The following is a 16,785-nucleotide window of genomic DNA, read 5'->3' as shown; positions in this document are numbered from 1 at the left end:
ACCGGGTAGATGAGAGGGCACCAACAAAAACGGTCGCGAATGATTCGCGACCGCCGCCGGGCATTTCCTGAAACCTGCTTGTGATACTCAGGAGGCCATATCACTCGGTTCCGGATCCTGGCCCAGATCATGCCTGAGATCACTCAGCCTCCCCAGGTAACTATTGCACTCACGGCAATTCAGCGAAGGATTCATTTCGTCCACGTCCGAATCCATTACCAGCTGGTGAGCCCCACACACAAAACAAACAGCGCCTGATTCCATGGCTTTAACCTCTGCTAATCAATATTTTTATGCACACATGCAAAAGTACACGCCCGGCCGTGAACCGCAACCACAACTGATCTTCTCTAGCCGTTTTTACTATCAGGTTCTACGACTCTGAGTCATTGACGCCTCATGAAATGTCTGTAAGTCTCGACATATGGAAAAAATGGATATCCTTGAAGCTTTTGCGGCGCTTTCCCAGTCCACACGCCTGGAGACGTTCCGGCTACTGGTTCGCCATGAACCCGAAGGGCTGTCAGCCGGGGAAATCGCCCGCGAGCTGGAGGTGCCGCACAACACCCTTTCGGCGCATCTGAACATACTGGCTCGGGCAGAGCTGGTGATATCACGCCGGCAGAGCCGCTCGATTATCTATCGTGCCAACCTGATACGCATGCAGGAGACCATCGGTTTTCTGGTACGCGACTGCTGCGCCGGGCGGCCTGAGCTGTGTGAACCACTGCTGAACGAATTCTCCTCCTGCACCCCATCCGAGAAGGCACCTTCTTCATGATCAGTGTGATCTATCACAATCCCGATTGCGGTACCTCGCGCAACACGCTGGCCATGATGCGCCAGTCCGGTGAAGAGCCCCATGTCGTCGAGTATCTGAAAACGCCGCCCTCGCGGGAGAAACTGATCGATCTGCTGGCGGCCATGAAGATCACGCCCCGGGAGCTGCTGCGCCGCAAGGGCACGCCCTACGATGAGCTCGGCCTTGATGACTCTTCGCTCTCCAATGACCAATTGATCGATGCCATGCTGGCGCATCCCATTCTGATCAATCGCCCTATTGTGGTGACCGATCTGGGCGTTCGTCTCTGTCGGCCCTCGGAGCGAGTGCTGGGGCTGCTTCCTCACCCGATCCAGGAATTCATCAAGGAGGATGGCGAAATCGTTCGACCGGGAGACTCGGCGCCATGACCTCAGCTTCGTTGCCCAATATCGATGTCGAACAATTACAGCCCATCGACGTCGATGCCCTGGCTGACCCGAATGCACCACGCCACGCCCCTCGTATTCTGGTGCTGTATGGTTCGTTGCGCGATCGCTCCTATTCACGTCTGCTCTCTGAAGAAGCGGGACACCTGTTGCGATGGTTCGGTTGTGAGGTGCGCACCTTCAATCCTTCCGGGTTGCCACTACCCGATGACAGCGAGGCCGAACATCCGAAGGTGCAAAAGCTGCGCGAGCTGGCCGAGTGGAGCGAAGGCATGGTATGGGTCACGCCAGAACGTCATGGTGCCATGACCGGCATCATGAAAACGCAGATCGACTGGATACCGCTTGCGTTGGGTGGCGTGCGCCCGACCCAGGGCAAAACGCTGGCGATCATGGAGGTCTCCGGGGGCAGTCAGAGTTTCAATGCCGTTAATCAGTTGCGCATTCTCGGACGCTGGATGCGCATGCTGACTATCCCCAACCAGTCTTCGGTACCGAAGGCGTTCAATGAGTTCGATGATGACGGGCGGATGAAGGATTCGCCACTTTACAGACGCGTTGTCGATGTCTGTGAAGAGCTGGTGAAGTTTACCTGGCTGACACGTGGGCGTTCGAACTATCTGACCGATCGCTATTCGGAGCGAATCGAAAGCGCCGATGAGGTCTCAAGGCGCGTCAATCAACGCACGCACTGACAGGTACAGGTTTCATGCTGGCTTTCATGATCTTTCTGGTCACCCTGGTGCTGGTGATCTGGCAGCCCCGCGGTCTGGGTATCGGCTGGAGCGCACTGGCAGGTGCAGCGGTGGCACTGGCGACCGGAGTGGTCAACTGGGGTGACGTCGAGACTGTCTGGCACATCGTCTGGGACGCCACCTTCACCTTCGTGGCGCTGATTATCATCTCGCTGATTCTGGATGAAGCCGGGTTCTTTGCCTGGGCGGCACTGCATATCGCTCGCTGGGGCAACGGCCGCGGTCGGTTGCTGTTCCCGCTACTCATCATGCTGGGTGCGATGATTGCCGCCGTATTCGCCAACGACGGGGCGGCGCTGCTGTTGACACCTATCGTACTGGCCATTCTGATTCGTCTGGAGTTCAGTACCGGGGCAGCACTGGCGTTCATCATTGCTACCGGCTTCGTCGCCGATACCACCAGCTTGCCGCTGGTGATCTCGAATCTGGTGAATATTGTCAGCGCCAACTATTTCGATATCAGCTTCGCCCGCTATGCCCAGGTCATGGTGCCGGTCGACCTGGTCTCATTAACCGCCACTCTGGTAGTGCTGGGGCTTTATTTTCGCCGTGAAGTCCCGCCCCATTATCCGGTCGAGCAATTGGAGACGCCCGCTTCGGCGATTCGTGACCATCATGTGTTTCGAGCGGCTTTTCCGTTGCTGATCATTCTGCTGATAGCACTGTTCGTAACCGCGCGCTGGACAGTCCCCTTTGCCCTCATCATGGGGGCAGCGGCGCTGGCACTGATGGCCATTGCCGGGCGCTGGCTATCCCCCGGGCAACAGCCCACGGTGTCGCTTGCCCGCGTGCTGAAACACGCGCCCTGGCAGATCGTGCTGTTCTCACTGGGCATGTATCTGGTGGTCTATGGACTGGGGCATGCCTGGCTGACTGCTCACACAGCCGATGTACTGAGGTGGTTAGGCCATCAGGGGCCGGTAGTCGCAACCGTGGGGACCGGATTTGCCTCTGCGCTGCTGGCATCGGTCATGAACAACATGCCCGCCACTCTGGTCGGAGCATTGGCGATCGACCAGGCCCATGTGACCCATCTGACCCAGCAACTGATGGTCTATGCCAATGTCATCGGCAATGATCTCGGCCCCAAGTTCACGCCCATTGGCAGCCTTGCCACCCTACTCTGGCTGCATGTTCTCTCTGGCAAGGGGTACCGAATCGGTTGGGGGCAATACATGAAGGTCGGACTCGTGATTACCCCACCGGTACTGCTGGCCACTCTGCTCGCCCTGGTTGTCTGGCTCCCCATCATCTCGCGCTGAGCCGATGACCGGCAAAGGCTGGGCCCATGGCCAGGACAGCGAGCAATGGAAAGTGCCTTACGTTTTTTTCACAATAAAAATGAAAAAAGCCCGACAGAGGACTGTCGGGCACAAGTACGCAGGGAATGCCGCCTGTGACAGGCAGCGGTCGAAACAGCCAAGCAGGGATGCTTCCACCGCTGACCGCCTTGTGATCGATGAATCGCTACGGCATGACACGGATGAAAGAAAGGCCCCTCACTACGAGGGGCAAAACCCAGAAGGATGTCTTGCTATCTGGTTGGAGTACCCACGAGCCGACGAGTTCCTGCCATTTTCGGATTTTTTTGCCTGGTCGCTGACCCGAAGCTGAAGAAGCCGCCGAACCACCTGATCCAACCCGGGGCGTCATGTTTATGTCATCCGGTAGCTGCATCATGATCGCATCCGCCAGCAATAGACCATAGTTGTACAAAAAAGACGATTTCATCTACATGTTTTGTACGCAGCAAGACAGATGCCAGTGGTATGATCACATATCGGCGCCATGAGGCCGGCTCGACTCTCTGCCACGGACAGGCAGGGATGACCATCGAAAGGAAAATCAATATGCAGCATCGATTGAATGGCGCCGTTTGCCCGGAATGCGGCGTATTGTTGAACTGGCCCGGCAGTCAGGTACGCGATCAGCAGATGCTTTATTGCCGTAATGGTCATCGCCTGTGCACGATGAAGGAGTTCCGGGAGGCCGCCCGCGAGCTGATTCTTCAGGAAGAGATCTCCCTGCTTCGCGGTTATCGGCGCGCTGGTTGATCGATAAGGGAACATCAGCGGGAGTGCCCTGAGGCGAGGAAAAACTCATGAGTCGAACGCTTCGGAATACACTTGTCACACTCTGCCTGCTGGTCTCAGCAGTGCCGGGCACTCAGGCAGATACCGCTTCACAAAGCGACTCGGCTCGCCAGCAGCGCTTTGACAACGCCCAACAGCAGCAACGCATTCAGCGACTGCAATCTGATATTCATCGTCGCGAGCATCGCATGTCCGCGGGTACCCGTACCGGGCAGCGACTCGAAGAACAGTCCCTGCGCCAGGACCGTCAGCAACTGCGAGAAGAGCGTCGCAATGCGCAGCGCCCCTCCCCCGATACCAATCGGCAGGTGCATCCATCTTCCCGGCAGGATACTTCTCCCTGAATCAACGCCTCATCTGCCAGGGTGGCATGATCAGGATGGTACAAGCGCAAGACGATCTGTCATGATATGAGTTCAGGCGCGCCTCACCCGCCCGGTATGCCGGATTCGATGCAACGGGAGTAGAGAAGATGACGTGTAGTCCCCACTACCCGGATCACCTGACACCCTGCCACGACTGGGTCAGCGACTGGCTGGATCAGTTCAGGGATGCGCCGGATCATGCCTGGAATACTTTCGAATCAGCTCATCGCACAGCCTATATTATTCTGAAGGCTACCCGCCCCGAAGCCACCGAGGACTTTCTCATCGAGGCGCTGATTCAGGCTCAACTGATGGACGAATGACATGGCGCAAACCCGGCGGCTACCATTATTACTACGCCCACGCGCCAGAGCGCGCAGCATTCACGACCGACGCTTCAGGCTGGCACTGATGCGAGAGCGCCTGTACTGGTTCAGCCTCGTGGCCTTTCTGCTGTTTGCCCCTTCGATACTCTGCATGCTGATTCTATTGGCACAGCACGTGCCCCTGCCCAGAATGTTCTACTGATCCCGGAAGTCGCATCAGGGGTTTACTGAAGTCAGTTGCCGCCAGACATGCCGACAATCGGATCAGGCGGAACCTGCCTGTGACAATGGGGTGGGATGTTTACCACTATCCCAGCCCAGGCTGCGGGCCGTGGCCGTTGCAAACCATGCCAAAGAGTCGTGCAGCGCAACAACTCCTCCGACAATGATCAGGGTCGGTGGCGCAATCGTGAGGTGTTCGAGGCGCTCGGGCATATCATCCAGGCGACCAACGTGTACCCGCTGACGCGCAGTCGTGCCCTGTTCGATCAGTGCAATGGGTGTCTCGGGTGCCATTCCATGGCTCATCAGTGCATCGCAGATAACGGCCAGTGTCCCCAGCCCCATGTAGAACACCAGGGTCTGTCCGGCACCGGCCAGTGTTGGCCAGTCCAGATCGCAGCTGCCGTTGCGCAGATGTCCGGTCACGAACCGTACCGACTGCGCATGTTCGCGATGGGTCAGCGGGATACCGGCATAGGCGGAAATGCCCGAGGCTGCCGTAATGCCCGGGACCACTTCAAAGGAGAGCCCGGCCTCCGCCAGGGTTTCCAGTTCTTCGCCACCACGCCCGAAGATGAAGGGGTCGCCTCCCTTGAGTCGCACCACCCGAAACCCGGCCTGCGCCCAATCCACCAGCGCCTGATTGATACCCTCCTGGGGCACACTATGCTGTGAACGCGCCTTGCCAACATAGAGCCTTCGGGTATCCGCCGGGAGTAACGCCAGAATCTCCGGACTGACCAGCCGATCATGAATGACCACATCGGCCTGCTCCAGCACACGCACAGCTCTTACGGTCAACAGGTCAGGATCGCCCGGCCCGGCCCCCACAAGGCTGACGTGACCGCGACTCATGCCGAGGCGCGCGCTTTCATCCGGGCGAATACCGACGCGAAGCGGCAGTCGTGCAGTGGATACTGCCGGCAGGCTCGGCACGAGAACCGGCACGCCTTCGCGATGCGCCACGGCCGCCCAGCGCTCATCCTCGTGCGCGCTGCCGGTCGCAATCAACCAGATCTGACCGGGGCCGGCTGACGGCATTCGCTCGGAATGCGACCAGTCATGTTCCGCTACCAGCTGCTGCACCCCAGGCATGGGTGCCTCATGATGAACACATAGCCGCTCTACCAGACCGGACAACTGACGCGCCAGTGCCAGTGCTGCCTGCCCACCACCGATCAGGCGAACATCGAGCACACGAGGATCCAACTGCAGAGTCAGCATTTCCATGGGCGATCAGATCGGTTGGCGTGGATGAAAGTCACCATGATACCCACCCGGACGCCATACGCCCAGGCCAGGCTCACGGGAGTGTCATTCAGGCGTATTGATGACTTCGGCACCATTCATCCATGGACGCAGTGCCTCGGGAATCCGGATCGAACCATCAGCTTGCTGATTGTTCTCCATGACCGCCAGCAGGCAGCGACCAATCGCAAGGCCCGAGCCATTCAGGGTGTGAACCAGCGTCGGCTTCTTCTGACCCTGATCGCGGAAGCGTGCATGCATGCGCCGCGCCTGAAAGTCTTCCGTATTGGAGATCGAGGATATCTCGCGATAGGTATTCTGGCTTGGCAGCCAGACTTCCAGATCATAGGTCTTGGCCGCTGCCGCCCCCATATCACCGGTACACAGCAGTACGGTGCGATAAGGCAGCTCCAGTGCCTGCAAAATCGCTTCGGCGTGACCACGCATCTCCTCAAGGGCTTCGTAGGAGCGCTCGGGATGCACCACCTGCACCATCTCGACCTTGTCGAACTGGTGCTGGCGAATCATGCCACGGGTATCGCGACCATAGGCGCCTGCCTCGCTGCGAAAGCAGGGCGTGTGCGCTGTCATGCGCAACGGCAAACGCGCGGCATCGAGAATCTCGTCACGTACGATATTGGTCAGCGGCACTTCCGCCGTAGGAATCAGATAGTAGTTCTGGTCCCCTTCCAGCCGGAACAGGTCATCGCCGAACTTGGGCAATTGGCCGGTACCGAACAGCGAATCCTCATTGACGATATAGGGTACCTGGAACTCTTCATAGCCATGCTGCTGCGTCTGCATATCAAGCATGAACTGCGCCAGCGCGCGGTGCAGCCGAGCGATGGGTCCGCGCATCACGGCAAAGCGCGAGCCGGTCAGTTTGGTCGCCAGCTCGAAATCGAGATAGCCGTGCAGCGCCCCCAGGTCGGTATGATCCCGCACCGTGAAATCGAATTCGCGTGGTGTGCCCCAGCGGTGCTGTTCGACATTATCATCCTCATCCTGACCACTGGGCACGCTCTCATGTGGCAAATTGGGAATGCCCGTGACAATCGTATCAAACTGCGCCTGAATCTCTGCCAGCTCACTGCTCGAAGCTTCCAGTCGCTCCCCCAGATCACTGACCTCGGTCAGAAGCGGTTCGATATCCTCTCCACGCGCCTTGGCCTGACCAATGGATTTGGAACGAGCATTACGCTCGGCCTGCAGCTCTTCAGTACGCGTCTGCAGTTCACGGCGACGCGCTTCGAGCGTCTTCATCCGATCGACATCCAGCGCATAACCGCGGCGGGCGAGACGGGCAGCGACATTGTCGAGATCACTGCGCAGCAGCTTGGGGTCGAGCATGGCAAATACGATCCGATTGAGTCCGAAATGAGGAAAAGCGCCGGCTCCGACAGCAGGTGACTGTCAGTGCCAACCAGCGGGAAAGCGCTCATTGTAGAAAATTCCCCGCGTCACAACCATCCCCGCCCCGGCACCACCTGCCATTGCACCCCGACGCTGCTGGCGTCAGGATATTCCGATCACTCACAGGATTGACCGAGCTACCGCCTGGCGGCTCTTCTCCGGCCAACTGACGATACCCATGATCGAAACGCTCGATGCCCCCGCTCTGGAGCAGCACTACCAGCACTTTCTCGACAGTCTGAAAGCGCATGGTTTCCGCGGCGATATTGCCGCCGACCACGCCAATCGCACAGTGCTGGCGACCGATAACTCCATCTATCAGCGTCTGCCTCAGGCCGTGCTCTACCCTCTCGATGGTGATGATCTGGCACTGATCGCCCGGCTGATGGCCGAGAAGGACTTTCAGGATATCGTGGTCGCACCTCGTGGTGGCGGCACCGGCACCAATGGCCAGTCACTGACGGATGCCATCGTGGTGGATGTCACCCGTCACATGCATCATATCCTCGAGATCGATGCCGAGAACCATCGGGTACGCGTGCAGGCCGGAGTGGTCAAGGATCAGCTCAATGCAGCGTTGCGTCCGCATGGGCTTTTCTTTGCCCCGGAGCTGTCAACTTCCAATCGCGCCACCATTGCCGGCATGGTCAGTACCGACGCCAGCGGTCAGGGGTCACGCGCCTACGGCAAGACCCGCGATCATGTGCTCGAACTCGACACGGTACTTGTCGGTGGCGAGCGCTTCACCAGCCGGGCGCGGGAAGAAGCAGAACTCGACGAGCTCTGCAGTGGCAGCGACCGCATCGCCGATATCCATCGCACTGCTCGCAACATTATCGACACCCACAGCAAAACCATTGCGGAGTGCTTTCCGCCGCTCAACCGCTGTTTGACCGGTTACGATCTGGCGCATCTGCGTGACGAGCAGGGGCGGCTCGATCTCAACAGTCTGCTGTGCGGTTCGGAAGGCTCACTGGGTTTCATCGCCGAGGCCACGCTCAACGTTCTGCCGCTACCCCGGCACTCCGCGCTCATCAATGTCCGCTACGCCGGTTTCATGGATGCCCTTCGCGATGCTCGCACGCTGATGGGTGAGGATGATGCAATCGACGCACCTACTTCGATCGAGACCGTCGATGACAAGGTGCTGATGCTGGCGATGGAGGATATCGTCTGGGACAGTGTGGCAGAGTATTTCCCCCCCGGTGACGACGGCTCACCTGCTGTGCGTGGCATCAATCTGGTCGAGTTCAACGATGATGACGAGCAGCGACTGGAAGCCCGCATCGAAGCCTTCGTTCGTCAACTGGAAGAAGACACCAGCGTTACGCGGCTGGGCCATACCATTGCCCGCGGGCGTGAAAAAATGACGCCCATCTACGGCATGCGCAAACGTGCCGTTGGGCTGCTCGGCAATACTCGAGGCGAGCGTCGGCCGATCCCCTTTGTCGAAGATACCGCCGTGCCGCCGGAGCACCTTGCCGAATATATCGAGGCCTTTCGCGCCCTGCTCGATGAGCATGGGCTGGAGTACGGCATGTTCGGTCATGTCGATGCCGGTGTGCTGCATGTGCGACCAGCCATCGACATGAAAGATCCCGAGCAGGCTGCGCTGATCCGCCTCATTTCCGATCGCGTGGTCGAACTGACCCGGCACTACGGTGGGCTGCTGTGGGGCGAACATGGCAAGGGCGTGCGGTCGGAATATACGCCGGCTTTTTTTGGTGAGCTCTATCCGGTACTGCAGCAGGTAAAAACCGCTTTCGATCCACGTAATCAGCTCAATCCCGGCAAGATCGCCACCCCGCTCGACAGTCATGATGAACTACTGCGCATCGATGGCGTACCTACCCGTGGCGAGCAGGATCGCCAGATCGATGAGCGGGTCTGGGAACGCTATGAGAGTGCCGTTTACTGCAATGGCAATGGCGCCTGTTACAACTACGATCCGAATGACGCCATGTGCCCCTCATGGAAAGCCACTCGAGAGCGTGTTCACTCCCCCAAGGGTCGCGCCAGCCTGATGCGCGAGTGGTTGCGCCGACAGGGCAACGACGGCGTCGATGTACTGGCAGAGTCACAGGCACTTCGTCATCGCTCACTGTGGCAACACCTGCTGGCCTGGCCAAACCGGCTTCGCAACACTCTGCGAGGCGGGGAGGATTTTTCCCATGAGGTGCATGACGCCATGGATGGCTGCCTGTCCTGCAAGTCCTGCGCCGGCCAGTGTCCGATCCGGGTGAACGTCCCGGATTTTCGCAGCCGCTTTCTCGAGCTCTATTACGGCCGCTATCTGCGCCCCGCTCGCGATCATCTACTGGGCTCACTGGAAACACTGACCCCATGGCTTGCCCGCATTGCGCCACTCTACAACGGACTGCTGGCACAGCACTGGGTGCAACGCACGCTCAAGCGCACCATCGGCCTGGTCGATGCACCCACCCTGTCGGTCGACCGCCTCGACCAGCAACTCGAGGCGTGGGGAATCCCACCGGCCACCCCCACCACGCTGGGTCGATTGACCGAGCGGCAGAAAACAGAAAGCGTGATTCTGGTGCAGGACACCTTCACCAGCCATTTCGATGCCGCTGTCGTGCGCGATATCGTTGACCTGCTGGCACGGCTCGACATTCGCGTCTTCGTGGCGCCCTACCATCCCGGCGGTAAACCCAGCGAAGTACTTGGCATGCTGGGCCGCTTCGAGCGCACCGCGCGCTATCAGGCCGAGCGGCTACGCTCGCTGGCTCGCTTCGGCGTGCCACTGGTGGGTATCGATCCGGCCATGACGCTGATCTACCGTCAGGAGTACCCCAAAACCCTGGGTGAACAAGCCGTACCCAAGGTCATGCTGCTACAGGAGTGGCTGCTGACCCAGCGCCACACACTAAGCCGACACGGCCGTGTTGCCGAGCAGAATCCGCTCGCACCCTGGCAGTTGCTCAGCCACTGTACCGAGAAAACCAATGCGCCGGGGAGCGGGCAAGCCTGGCAGCAGGTTTTCAATGCTTTCGGTCTCAAACTCGAACTGGTGGGTAGCGGCTGCTGCGGCATGTCAGGCACCTATGGTCACGAGGCACACCATCGCGATACCTCAGAGACGATCTACGGACTATCGTGGCAACCGATCGTCGAGCAGAGCGAGCACCAGGACAGATTGCTGGCGACCGGTTACTCCTGTCGCAGCCAGGTTAAACGGTTCTCACGGCAACAGCTGCAACACCCCGCCCAGGCGCTGTTGAGAACGCTGGTTTCTGCCTGACAGGATCTACCATCGAGGAGACACGCTCATGTCACGACCTCTGATCATTATCGGCGTTCTGATCGTGATCGCCGGTCTCCTCTGGCCCTGGCTGAGCCGGCTGCCGCTGGGGCATCTGCCTGGTGATATCGTGATCCGGCGCGAGAATTTCAGCGTCTTCTTTCCAATCACCACCATGATTCTGATCAGCGTGACGATCTCGCTGGTGCTGTGGTTATTCGGCCATTGAAGAGTTCCGCTGATGCTGGCGGCCGTCTGTACAGCATCTATTCTGTAAGAGCAGCACTCATCCGGTCTTTTTTAAGGAGCAAAAAATGACCAGGGCAGAAGAACGTCTCTTGCAGTGGCTCAGGGATGCCCACGCCATGGAAGAGCAGGCCGAGCAAATGCTCAGAGGCCAGGCAAGTCGCATCGAGCACTATCCAGAATTGCACAAGCGTATCGAACAGCATATTGATGAAACCTGTGATCAGGCCGCCCAGATCAAGGGCTGTATCGAACGACTCGGCGGAACCACCTCAGGCTTCAAGGATATGGGCGGCAAGCTGGCGGCCATGGGGCAGGCTCTGGGTGGCTCGATGGCTAGTGATGAAGTCGTCAAGGGTGGTCAGGCCAGCTACGCCTTCGAGCATTTCGAAATATCGACCTACAAGGCACTCATTGCCGCCGCCGAGGCTGTCGATGACCAGGAAACCCGGCGTATCTGTGAAGGTATCCTGGAACAGGAAAAGGCCATGGCTGGCTGGCTCGAGGAACAGCTGCCCGCTATCACCCGCCAGTATCTCGAGCGCGATGCCAGCGACGAGCAGACTGCCAAGCGCTGACCCTGCCTGTTCAGGTATTTCCTACGGCTACCCGATACCCGGGTAGCCGTTTTCATTTACCCCACCAATCAAAAACCGTCCTCCCACCCACCAGGGGCTGGCCCACCTGTATTGCAAGCATCGTCTGCGCCGTCTAGTCTGCGCGCTGTTGCAACTCGCAGGGTACTCCCACCATGTCCGAACCCGCGCTGCTACTGGCTCTCATCGGGCTGCTGTCACTGGTTTGTCAGTGGGGCGCCTGGCGCATGCGTCTGCCGGCAATCCTGCCACTGCTGATCGTCGGTATTGTGGCTGGCCCGGTCACCGGCTGGCTCAATCCGGATGCGCTGCTCGGAGAGCTACTGTTCCCGCTGATCTCGCTGGCGGTCGCTGTCATCCTGTTCGAGGGCAGTCTGACGCTGAATATCCGTGATCTGCGTGGCCATGGGCGCACCGTCAGTCGTCTGATCACCTGGGGTGTGGCGATTACCGGCATCATCGCCACCCTGGCCGCTCACTGGTTGCTGGGTATTTCCTGGGAAATCTCTGCCGTACTCGGTGGGCTGCTGGTCGTCACCGGCCCGACTGTGGTAACCCCGCTCCTGCAAACGCTGCGCGCTCAGGGCAATCTGACTCAGATTCTGCGCTGGGAGGGCATCCTGGTCGATCCCGTTGGCGCACTGCTGGCAGTACTGATCTATGAGTTCGTTGCCATTGGTCAGGAAAACGGCGCAGCCTCGCACACTCTGCTGCTGTTCGCTCAGACCATCGGCCTGGGACTGGGAGTCGGTGCTGCCGGCGGGTGGTTATGGGGGCTGGTACTGCGCTATCACTGGCTACCTCAGCGATTGCACAGCTTCGGCACGCTGATGTGCATGCTGACCCTGTTTGCCATCTCCAATGCCCTGTTCGAAGAGTCCGGATTATTGACTGTCACGATCATGGGCATCTGGATGGCCAACATGCGGGGGATTCCCACCGAGCCGATTATCGAGTTCAAGGAAACCCTGACTGTTCTTCTGGTCTCGGGCCTGTTCATTCTGCTGGCTGCACGCATTACTTCCGACCAGCTGGCAATGCTTTCATGGCCTTCCTGGATCTATCTGGCGATCCTGATGTTTGTGGCACGTCCGCTCTCGGTCTGGATATGTACCCTGGGCAGCGGGCTGAGCTGGCGTGAAAAGGCACTGCTGGCCTGGCTGTCTCCCCGTGGGATCGTGGCTGCAGCGGTCGCGTCCCTCTTCGCCATCAAGCTCGAGCAGGCCGGTGTCGAGGGGGCAGAGATGATGGTGCCAGTCACCTTTCTGGTCATCATTGGCACTGTCGTCATTCAGAGCCTGTTGTCACGACCGATCGTTAATCTGCTGGGTGTCAGTGAACCGGAGCCCACCGGCTTCCTGATTCTCGGTGCCAATGCCCTGGCACGCACCGTGGCGCGCGAACTGGTAGAACTCGGCTTTACCGTGCGGCTCACCGATACCAGCTGGGACGCCGTACAGGAAGCGCGCATGGCCGGGCTCCCTGTCTATTACGGCAACCCGCTTTCCGAACACGCAGTGCAGCATCTCGAGCTGACCGGAATCGGGCGACTGCTTCCTCTGTCCCCCTATCGCGAACTCAATAATCTGGCGGCCCTGCATTTCGAACATGTGCTCGGTCACGGCAATGTTTTCAGGTTGGCGGAAGACCCTGGAAAGCATGCCAAGCGTCGTCAGGACAAGGCCCTGGGCCACCTGCCATTACTGTTTGACGAAAAGGCCACCTATGCGTATTTGGCCAGTATCATCGGCCGCGGCGGAGAGATAAAAGTAACCCGCATGACCGAGAACTTCGGGCTCGAGGATTATCGCCGGATTCACAACAACCGACTGCTGCCCATGTTTACGCTCTCGCCCCAGGGCCGGTTGCGCGTCATCCGTTCTGATGGACCGTCACTCACATTGCGAGCCGGTGAGCGCCTGATCAGCCTGATTCACGCTGACTCACCCGAACTGCAGCAGACGACATCCCCCGAGCATTCACAGCCATCACATACCGGGACAGCCTGATCAGACCAGGTCCAGCCATCATCGCTGACGTCATGTTTCAACGCTGGCAGGATGACCATTGCCCTGCCTCACGGCCAAGAGTTCCGAACACTCAACAACAAGTAGCGGACATGGAGTTTTCATGCAGATATTGATGGGTCTGGTTGGCCCGCTATTCCTGATGGGGATCGCCTGGGCCCTGTCGGAAAATCGCCGGGCCATCCGCTGGCGTACCATTCTGCCGGTCTTTGCCCTTCAGGCCGGGCTGGGCGCACTGGTGCTCTATGTACCCTTTGGGCATACCCTGTTGTTGACGATAAGCCATGGCGTACAGGCCGTCATCGACAGCGCCAATGCCGGTATCTCATTTCTGTTCGGGGGGCTGGCCGGCGACCGCATGCATGAATTGTTCGGCAATGGAGGCTTCGTATTCGCGATTCAGGTACTGCCGGTGATCGTGTTCTTTTCGTCGTTGATCTCGGTCCTCTACTACCTCGGCATCATGCGCTGGGTCATTCAACTGATCGGTGGCGCCATCCATCGCCTGGCGGGAACCAGTTACAGTGAATCGATGTCCGCCAGCGCCAACATCTTTGTCGGTCAGACCGAAGCCCCCCTGGTAGTACGCCCCTTCATCGAGCGCATGACCCGCTCGGAACTGTTTGCCGTGATGGTTGGGGGCCTCGCCAGTGTAGCCGGCTCTACCCTGGCCGGTTATGCAGCACTCGGTGTTGAGCTCAAATACCTCATTGCTGCTTCATTCATGGCGGCCCCGGGCGGCCTGTTGATGGCCAAACTGATGGTGCCGGAGACCGATACTCCCGAGCATCACGACCGCATCCTGAAATCCGATCCTGATGAGCCGGTAGCCAATGTCATTGATGCCGCGGCCACCGGCGCCAGTGCTGGTGTTCGCCTGGCGCTCAATGTGGGCGGCATGCTGCTGGCCTTCATCAGCCTGATTGCCGTGATCAACATGCTGTTTGGCGTGGTAGGCGGCTGGTTCGGTTACGACGGCCTGACCCTGCAGACACTGCTGGGCTATCTGTTCGCCCCGCTCGCCTTTCTGATCGGCGTGCCCTGGCAGGATGCCATTGCCGCGGGCAGCTTCATCGGCCAGAAGATCGTGCTCAACGAATTCGTGGCCTATGTTCAGTTCGCCGAACACAGCGCAGGGCTGAGCGAACATACCCGGGCCATTGTTACCTTTGCCCTGTGCGGTTTCGCCAACCTGTCCTCGATTGCCATCCTGATGGGCGGCCTGGGCGGTATGGCCCCATCAAGGCGCCATGAGATTGCACGTCTCGGCATGCGGGCCATTGTGGCCGGCACACTTTCCAACCTGATGAGTGCCACCCTGGCAGGGCTTTTTATCGCTCTCTAAGCTGTGCTGGCATACGCGTCATCAAAACCGCCCCGACACTGCCATCAGTGCCGGGGCGGTTACGTTACAACAGACGCTCCAACGATTCGCGATCAGTTTTAAGACTGATCGTCCGCTTCACGCCGGGCTGGTGCGTACAAAAGCCCCTGATCCAGCGCCATGCGATGCGCCATCTGCGGCCCCCACCAGAGCAATGGCAACAGCAGCAACGAAACCGGGACCGCAGTAATCACGATAAAGGATTGCAGCGCATCGATACCGCCCTCGCCCATCCACAGCAGAACAGCTGCCACCAGACCGAAGGCCAACGCCCAGAAGATGCGAATGCCGGTGGCCGGAGAAGCCTGGCCGGTGACCGACATGGCAATGGCATAGGACATCGAATCGCCGGTCGTCGCCACAAAGATGGTGGTCAGCAGCAGAAACAGGGGCACGACAATCTGTGAAAGTGGCAACTGGGTGGTTACCGCCAGCAGTGCGGCCGGCAATCCGCCCTCCTGGAGAGGATTGGAAACGCTCCCGGGATTGAGCAGTTCATAGTGCAGACCGGAACCGCCCAAAGTGGCAAACCAGAGATTGGTCGCGATGGGCGCGGTGATGGCGACCGCTATTACCAGCTCCCTCAGGGTACGCCCACGGGAAATACGCGCCACAAACATGGCCATCGAGGGCACAAAGCCGATGAACCACCCCCAGAAGAACAGCGTCCACCAATCCAGCCAGCCGGTATCACTGCGCACCAGCGATAGGCTGACATAGTGCTGTAGATAGCTGCTGAAACCATCAAAGAACTGACGCACCACGAAACCGCCCGGGCCGACAATCAGAATGAAGGCGAACAAGCCCAGTACCAGCCAGACATTGAACTTTGACAGCCACTGAATACCGCGGGAGAGTCCAGTGGCAGCCGAGAGCGTATAAATGAGCACCAGCATCGCCAGCACACCCAGCTGGGTGGCATAGGTATCCGGCCACCCCATCAGGGCATGAAAGGAATAGGACAGTTGAGTGGCAAGGAACCCGATGGGACCAATGGTGCCGGCGGCCACCGCCAGAATGCACACCACATCGGCAAGACTGCCCAGCCAGTGAGTTTCCACCCGTTCCCTGAGCAGGGGATACAGCAGCGCTCGCGGGCGCAATCGGATACCGGCATGATAGTGCGCATACATCATGACAATGGCCGAGAGCGTGCCCAGGCAGGCCCAGGCACTGAATCCCCAGTCGAAAAAGCTTTGCGCCAGTGCCGGTGCTACCGCTGCCGAGGTAGCCGCCTCGACACCATCAAAGGCCGGTGGCGTGGTAATGTAGTGATAAATCGGTTCGGCCGTGGACCAGAACACGCCGCCGCCACCCAGCAGTGAACAGAGGATGACGGCGTGCCAGTTAAAGGTCGACATGCTCTTTTCGCTACTGACACCACCCAGCCGGACATCACCATAGCGAGAGAGGCCGAGGATCAATGCGATGACCAGATCGGCCAGCATCCATAGCTGCCAGTAGGCCCCGAACCAGCGGGTCGACCAGCCAAAGGCCGTGTCGACCCACTGACTGACCTGCTGCAGGTCAATCAGCGCAGCGGCGGCAAACAGCACCAGGCAACCGCCGCTCGCAAGAAAGACAACGCGCTGCCCCAGCAGGCGTCTGGAAGTATCGGACATGAATTCGGTTTCTGTAGTGA

16 protein-coding genes are annotated in these 16,785 nt (G+C 59.2%); 13 read left to right on the top strand and 3 right to left on the bottom strand.

All coding sequences use genetic code 11. From position 1 onward, the window contains the following. The first annotated feature begins 433 nt into the window (after positions 1–433). From FY550_RS06655 to FY550_RS06620, 8 genes are all read left to right on the top strand, one after another. Entirely contained in the window at positions 434–781 is a 348-nt protein-coding gene (locus FY550_RS06655; RefSeq protein WP_233350289.1) for an ArsR/SmtB family transcription factor, read from the top strand. Further along, positions 778–1,191 carry an arsenate reductase (glutaredoxin) gene (arsC, locus tag FY550_RS06650; protein WP_149054435.1) on the top strand — a complete coding sequence of 138 codons (414 nt, stop codon included), beginning with the start codon at positions 778–780 and terminating at the stop codon, positions 1,189–1,191. The genes FY550_RS06655 and arsC overlap by 4 nt, the downstream gene beginning before the upstream one ends. Further along, on the top strand, positions 1,188–1,904 hold the full coding sequence (arsH, locus tag FY550_RS06645; protein ID WP_070976983.1) for an arsenical resistance protein ArsH: 717 nt from the start codon (positions 1,188–1,190) through the stop codon (positions 1,902–1,904). The genes arsC and arsH overlap by 4 nt, the downstream gene beginning before the upstream one ends. 14 nt (positions 1,905–1,918) lie before the next feature. Then, the gene (locus tag FY550_RS06640; RefSeq protein WP_070976979.1) at positions 1,919–3,226 is read left to right on the top strand and encodes an arsenic transporter; all 1,308 of its coding nucleotides are present in this window, start codon (positions 1,919–1,921) and stop codon (positions 3,224–3,226) included. Positions 3,227–3,814: 588 nt separating this feature from the next. Further along, entirely contained in the window at positions 3,815–4,018 is a 204-nt protein-coding gene (locus FY550_RS06635; protein WP_139148629.1) for a hypothetical protein, read from the top strand. A gap of 47 nt (positions 4,019–4,065) precedes the next feature. Beyond that, positions 4,066–4,401, top strand: coding sequence for a hypothetical protein (locus FY550_RS06630; RefSeq protein WP_149054434.1), 336 nt, complete (start codon positions 4,066–4,068; stop codon positions 4,399–4,401). A 128-nt stretch (positions 4,402–4,529) separates the two neighbouring features. After that, entirely contained in the window at positions 4,530–4,745 is a 216-nt protein-coding gene (locus FY550_RS06625) for a hypothetical protein (protein WP_070976967.1), read from the top strand. 1 nt (position 4,746) lies between these two features. Next, positions 4,747–4,950 carry a hypothetical protein gene (locus FY550_RS06620; protein WP_070976964.1) on the top strand — a complete coding sequence of 68 codons (204 nt, stop codon included), beginning with the start codon at positions 4,747–4,749 and terminating at the stop codon, positions 4,948–4,950. A 62-nt stretch (positions 4,951–5,012) separates the two neighbouring features. On the opposite strand, the gene cobA is transcribed toward FY550_RS06620, so the two are convergent. Continuing rightward, the gene (cobA, locus tag FY550_RS06615; protein ID WP_325062981.1) at positions 5,013–6,200 is read right to left on the bottom strand and encodes a uroporphyrinogen-III C-methyltransferase; all 1,188 of its coding nucleotides are present in this window, start codon (positions 6,198–6,200) and stop codon (positions 5,013–5,015) included. Positions 6,201–6,284: 84 nt separating this feature from the next. Next, positions 6,285–7,568, bottom strand: coding sequence for a serine--tRNA ligase (gene serS / locus FY550_RS06610; protein ID WP_070976961.1), 1,284 nt, complete (start codon positions 7,566–7,568; stop codon positions 6,285–6,287). 241 nt (positions 7,569–7,809) lie between these two features. On the opposite strand from serS, the gene ydiJ reads away from it, so the two are divergent. The 5 genes from ydiJ (at position 7,810) to FY550_RS06585 (ending at position 15,104) form a co-directional block, all read left to right on the top strand. Beyond that, complete coding sequence (ydiJ, locus tag FY550_RS06605; RefSeq protein WP_070976957.1) at positions 7,810–10,890, top strand: D-2-hydroxyglutarate dehydrogenase YdiJ; 3,081 nt, start codon at positions 7,810–7,812, stop codon at positions 10,888–10,890. A gap of 28 nt (positions 10,891–10,918) precedes the next feature. Continuing rightward, positions 10,919–11,119 carry a DUF2905 domain-containing protein gene (locus tag FY550_RS06600; RefSeq protein WP_070976953.1) on the top strand — a complete coding sequence of 67 codons (201 nt, stop codon included), beginning with the start codon at positions 10,919–10,921 and terminating at the stop codon, positions 11,117–11,119. An 85-nt stretch (positions 11,120–11,204) separates the two neighbouring features. After that, positions 11,205–11,714 (top strand): ferritin-like domain-containing protein, encoded by a 510-nt coding sequence (locus tag FY550_RS06595; protein ID WP_070976948.1) that lies wholly within the window; start codon positions 11,205–11,207, stop codon positions 11,712–11,714. Positions 11,715–11,887: 173 nt separating this feature from the next. Next, positions 11,888–13,741: a cation:proton antiporter gene (locus tag FY550_RS06590; protein WP_070976945.1), complete on the top strand. Its 1,854-nt coding sequence runs from the start codon at positions 11,888–11,890 to the stop codon at positions 13,739–13,741. 121 nt (positions 13,742–13,862) lie between these two features. After that, on the top strand, positions 13,863–15,104 hold the full coding sequence (locus tag FY550_RS06585; RefSeq protein ID WP_070976942.1) for a NupC/NupG family nucleoside CNT transporter: 1,242 nt from the start codon (positions 13,863–13,865) through the stop codon (positions 15,102–15,104). A gap of 98 nt (positions 15,105–15,202) precedes the next feature. On the opposite strand, the gene FY550_RS06580 is transcribed toward FY550_RS06585, so the two are convergent. Further along, entirely contained in the window at positions 15,203–16,765 is a 1,563-nt protein-coding gene (locus tag FY550_RS06580) for a BCCT family transporter (protein ID WP_070976939.1), read from the bottom strand. Positions 16,766–16,785: the final 20 nt, after the last annotated feature.

It is taken from the genome of Kushneria phosphatilytica, assembly GCF_008247605.1.
In the GTDB taxonomy this organism is placed as follows: Bacteria; Pseudomonadota; Gammaproteobacteria; order Pseudomonadales; family Halomonadaceae; genus Kushneria; species Kushneria phosphatilytica.
This window is presented reverse-complemented; position numbering and strand designations above follow the sequence as displayed.

Bases quoted from the DNA above. Each gene is read 5' to 3' on its own strand.
- FY550_RS06655 (WP_233350289.1), top strand. From the start codon at position 434: ATGGATATCCTTGAAGCTTTTGCGGCGCTTTCCCAGTCCACACGCCTG.
- arsC (WP_149054435.1), top strand. From the start codon at position 778: ATGATCAGTGTGATCTATCACAATCCCGATTGCGGTACCTCGCGCAAC.
- arsH (WP_070976983.1), top strand. From the start codon at position 1,188: ATGACCTCAGCTTCGTTGCCCAATATCGATGTCGAACAATTACAGCCC.
- FY550_RS06640 (WP_070976979.1), top strand. From the start codon at position 1,919: ATGCTGGCTTTCATGATCTTTCTGGTCACCCTGGTGCTGGTGATCTGG.
- FY550_RS06635 (WP_139148629.1), top strand. From the start codon at position 3,815: ATGCAGCATCGATTGAATGGCGCCGTTTGCCCGGAATGCGGCGTATTG.
- FY550_RS06630 (WP_149054434.1), top strand. From the start codon at position 4,066: ATGAGTCGAACGCTTCGGAATACACTTGTCACACTCTGCCTGCTGGTC.
- FY550_RS06625 (WP_070976967.1), top strand. From the start codon at position 4,530: ATGACGTGTAGTCCCCACTACCCGGATCACCTGACACCCTGCCACGAC.
- FY550_RS06620 (WP_070976964.1), top strand. From the start codon at position 4,747: ATGGCGCAAACCCGGCGGCTACCATTATTACTACGCCCACGCGCCAGA.
- cobA (WP_325062981.1), bottom strand. From the start codon at position 6,200: ATGGAAATGCTGACTCTGCAGTTGGATCCTCGTGTGCTCGATGTTCGC.
- serS (WP_070976961.1), bottom strand. From the start codon at position 7,568: ATGCTCGACCCCAAGCTGCTGCGCAGTGATCTCGACAATGTCGCTGCC.
- ydiJ (WP_070976957.1), top strand. From the start codon at position 7,810: ATGATCGAAACGCTCGATGCCCCCGCTCTGGAGCAGCACTACCAGCAC.
- FY550_RS06600 (WP_070976953.1), top strand. From the start codon at position 10,919: ATGTCACGACCTCTGATCATTATCGGCGTTCTGATCGTGATCGCCGGT.
- FY550_RS06595 (WP_070976948.1), top strand. From the start codon at position 11,205: ATGACCAGGGCAGAAGAACGTCTCTTGCAGTGGCTCAGGGATGCCCAC.
- FY550_RS06590 (WP_070976945.1), top strand. From the start codon at position 11,888: ATGTCCGAACCCGCGCTGCTACTGGCTCTCATCGGGCTGCTGTCACTG.
- FY550_RS06585 (WP_070976942.1), top strand. From the start codon at position 13,863: ATGCAGATATTGATGGGTCTGGTTGGCCCGCTATTCCTGATGGGGATC.
- FY550_RS06580 (WP_070976939.1), bottom strand. From the start codon at position 16,765: ATGTCCGATACTTCCAGACGCCTGCTGGGGCAGCGCGTTGTCTTTCTT.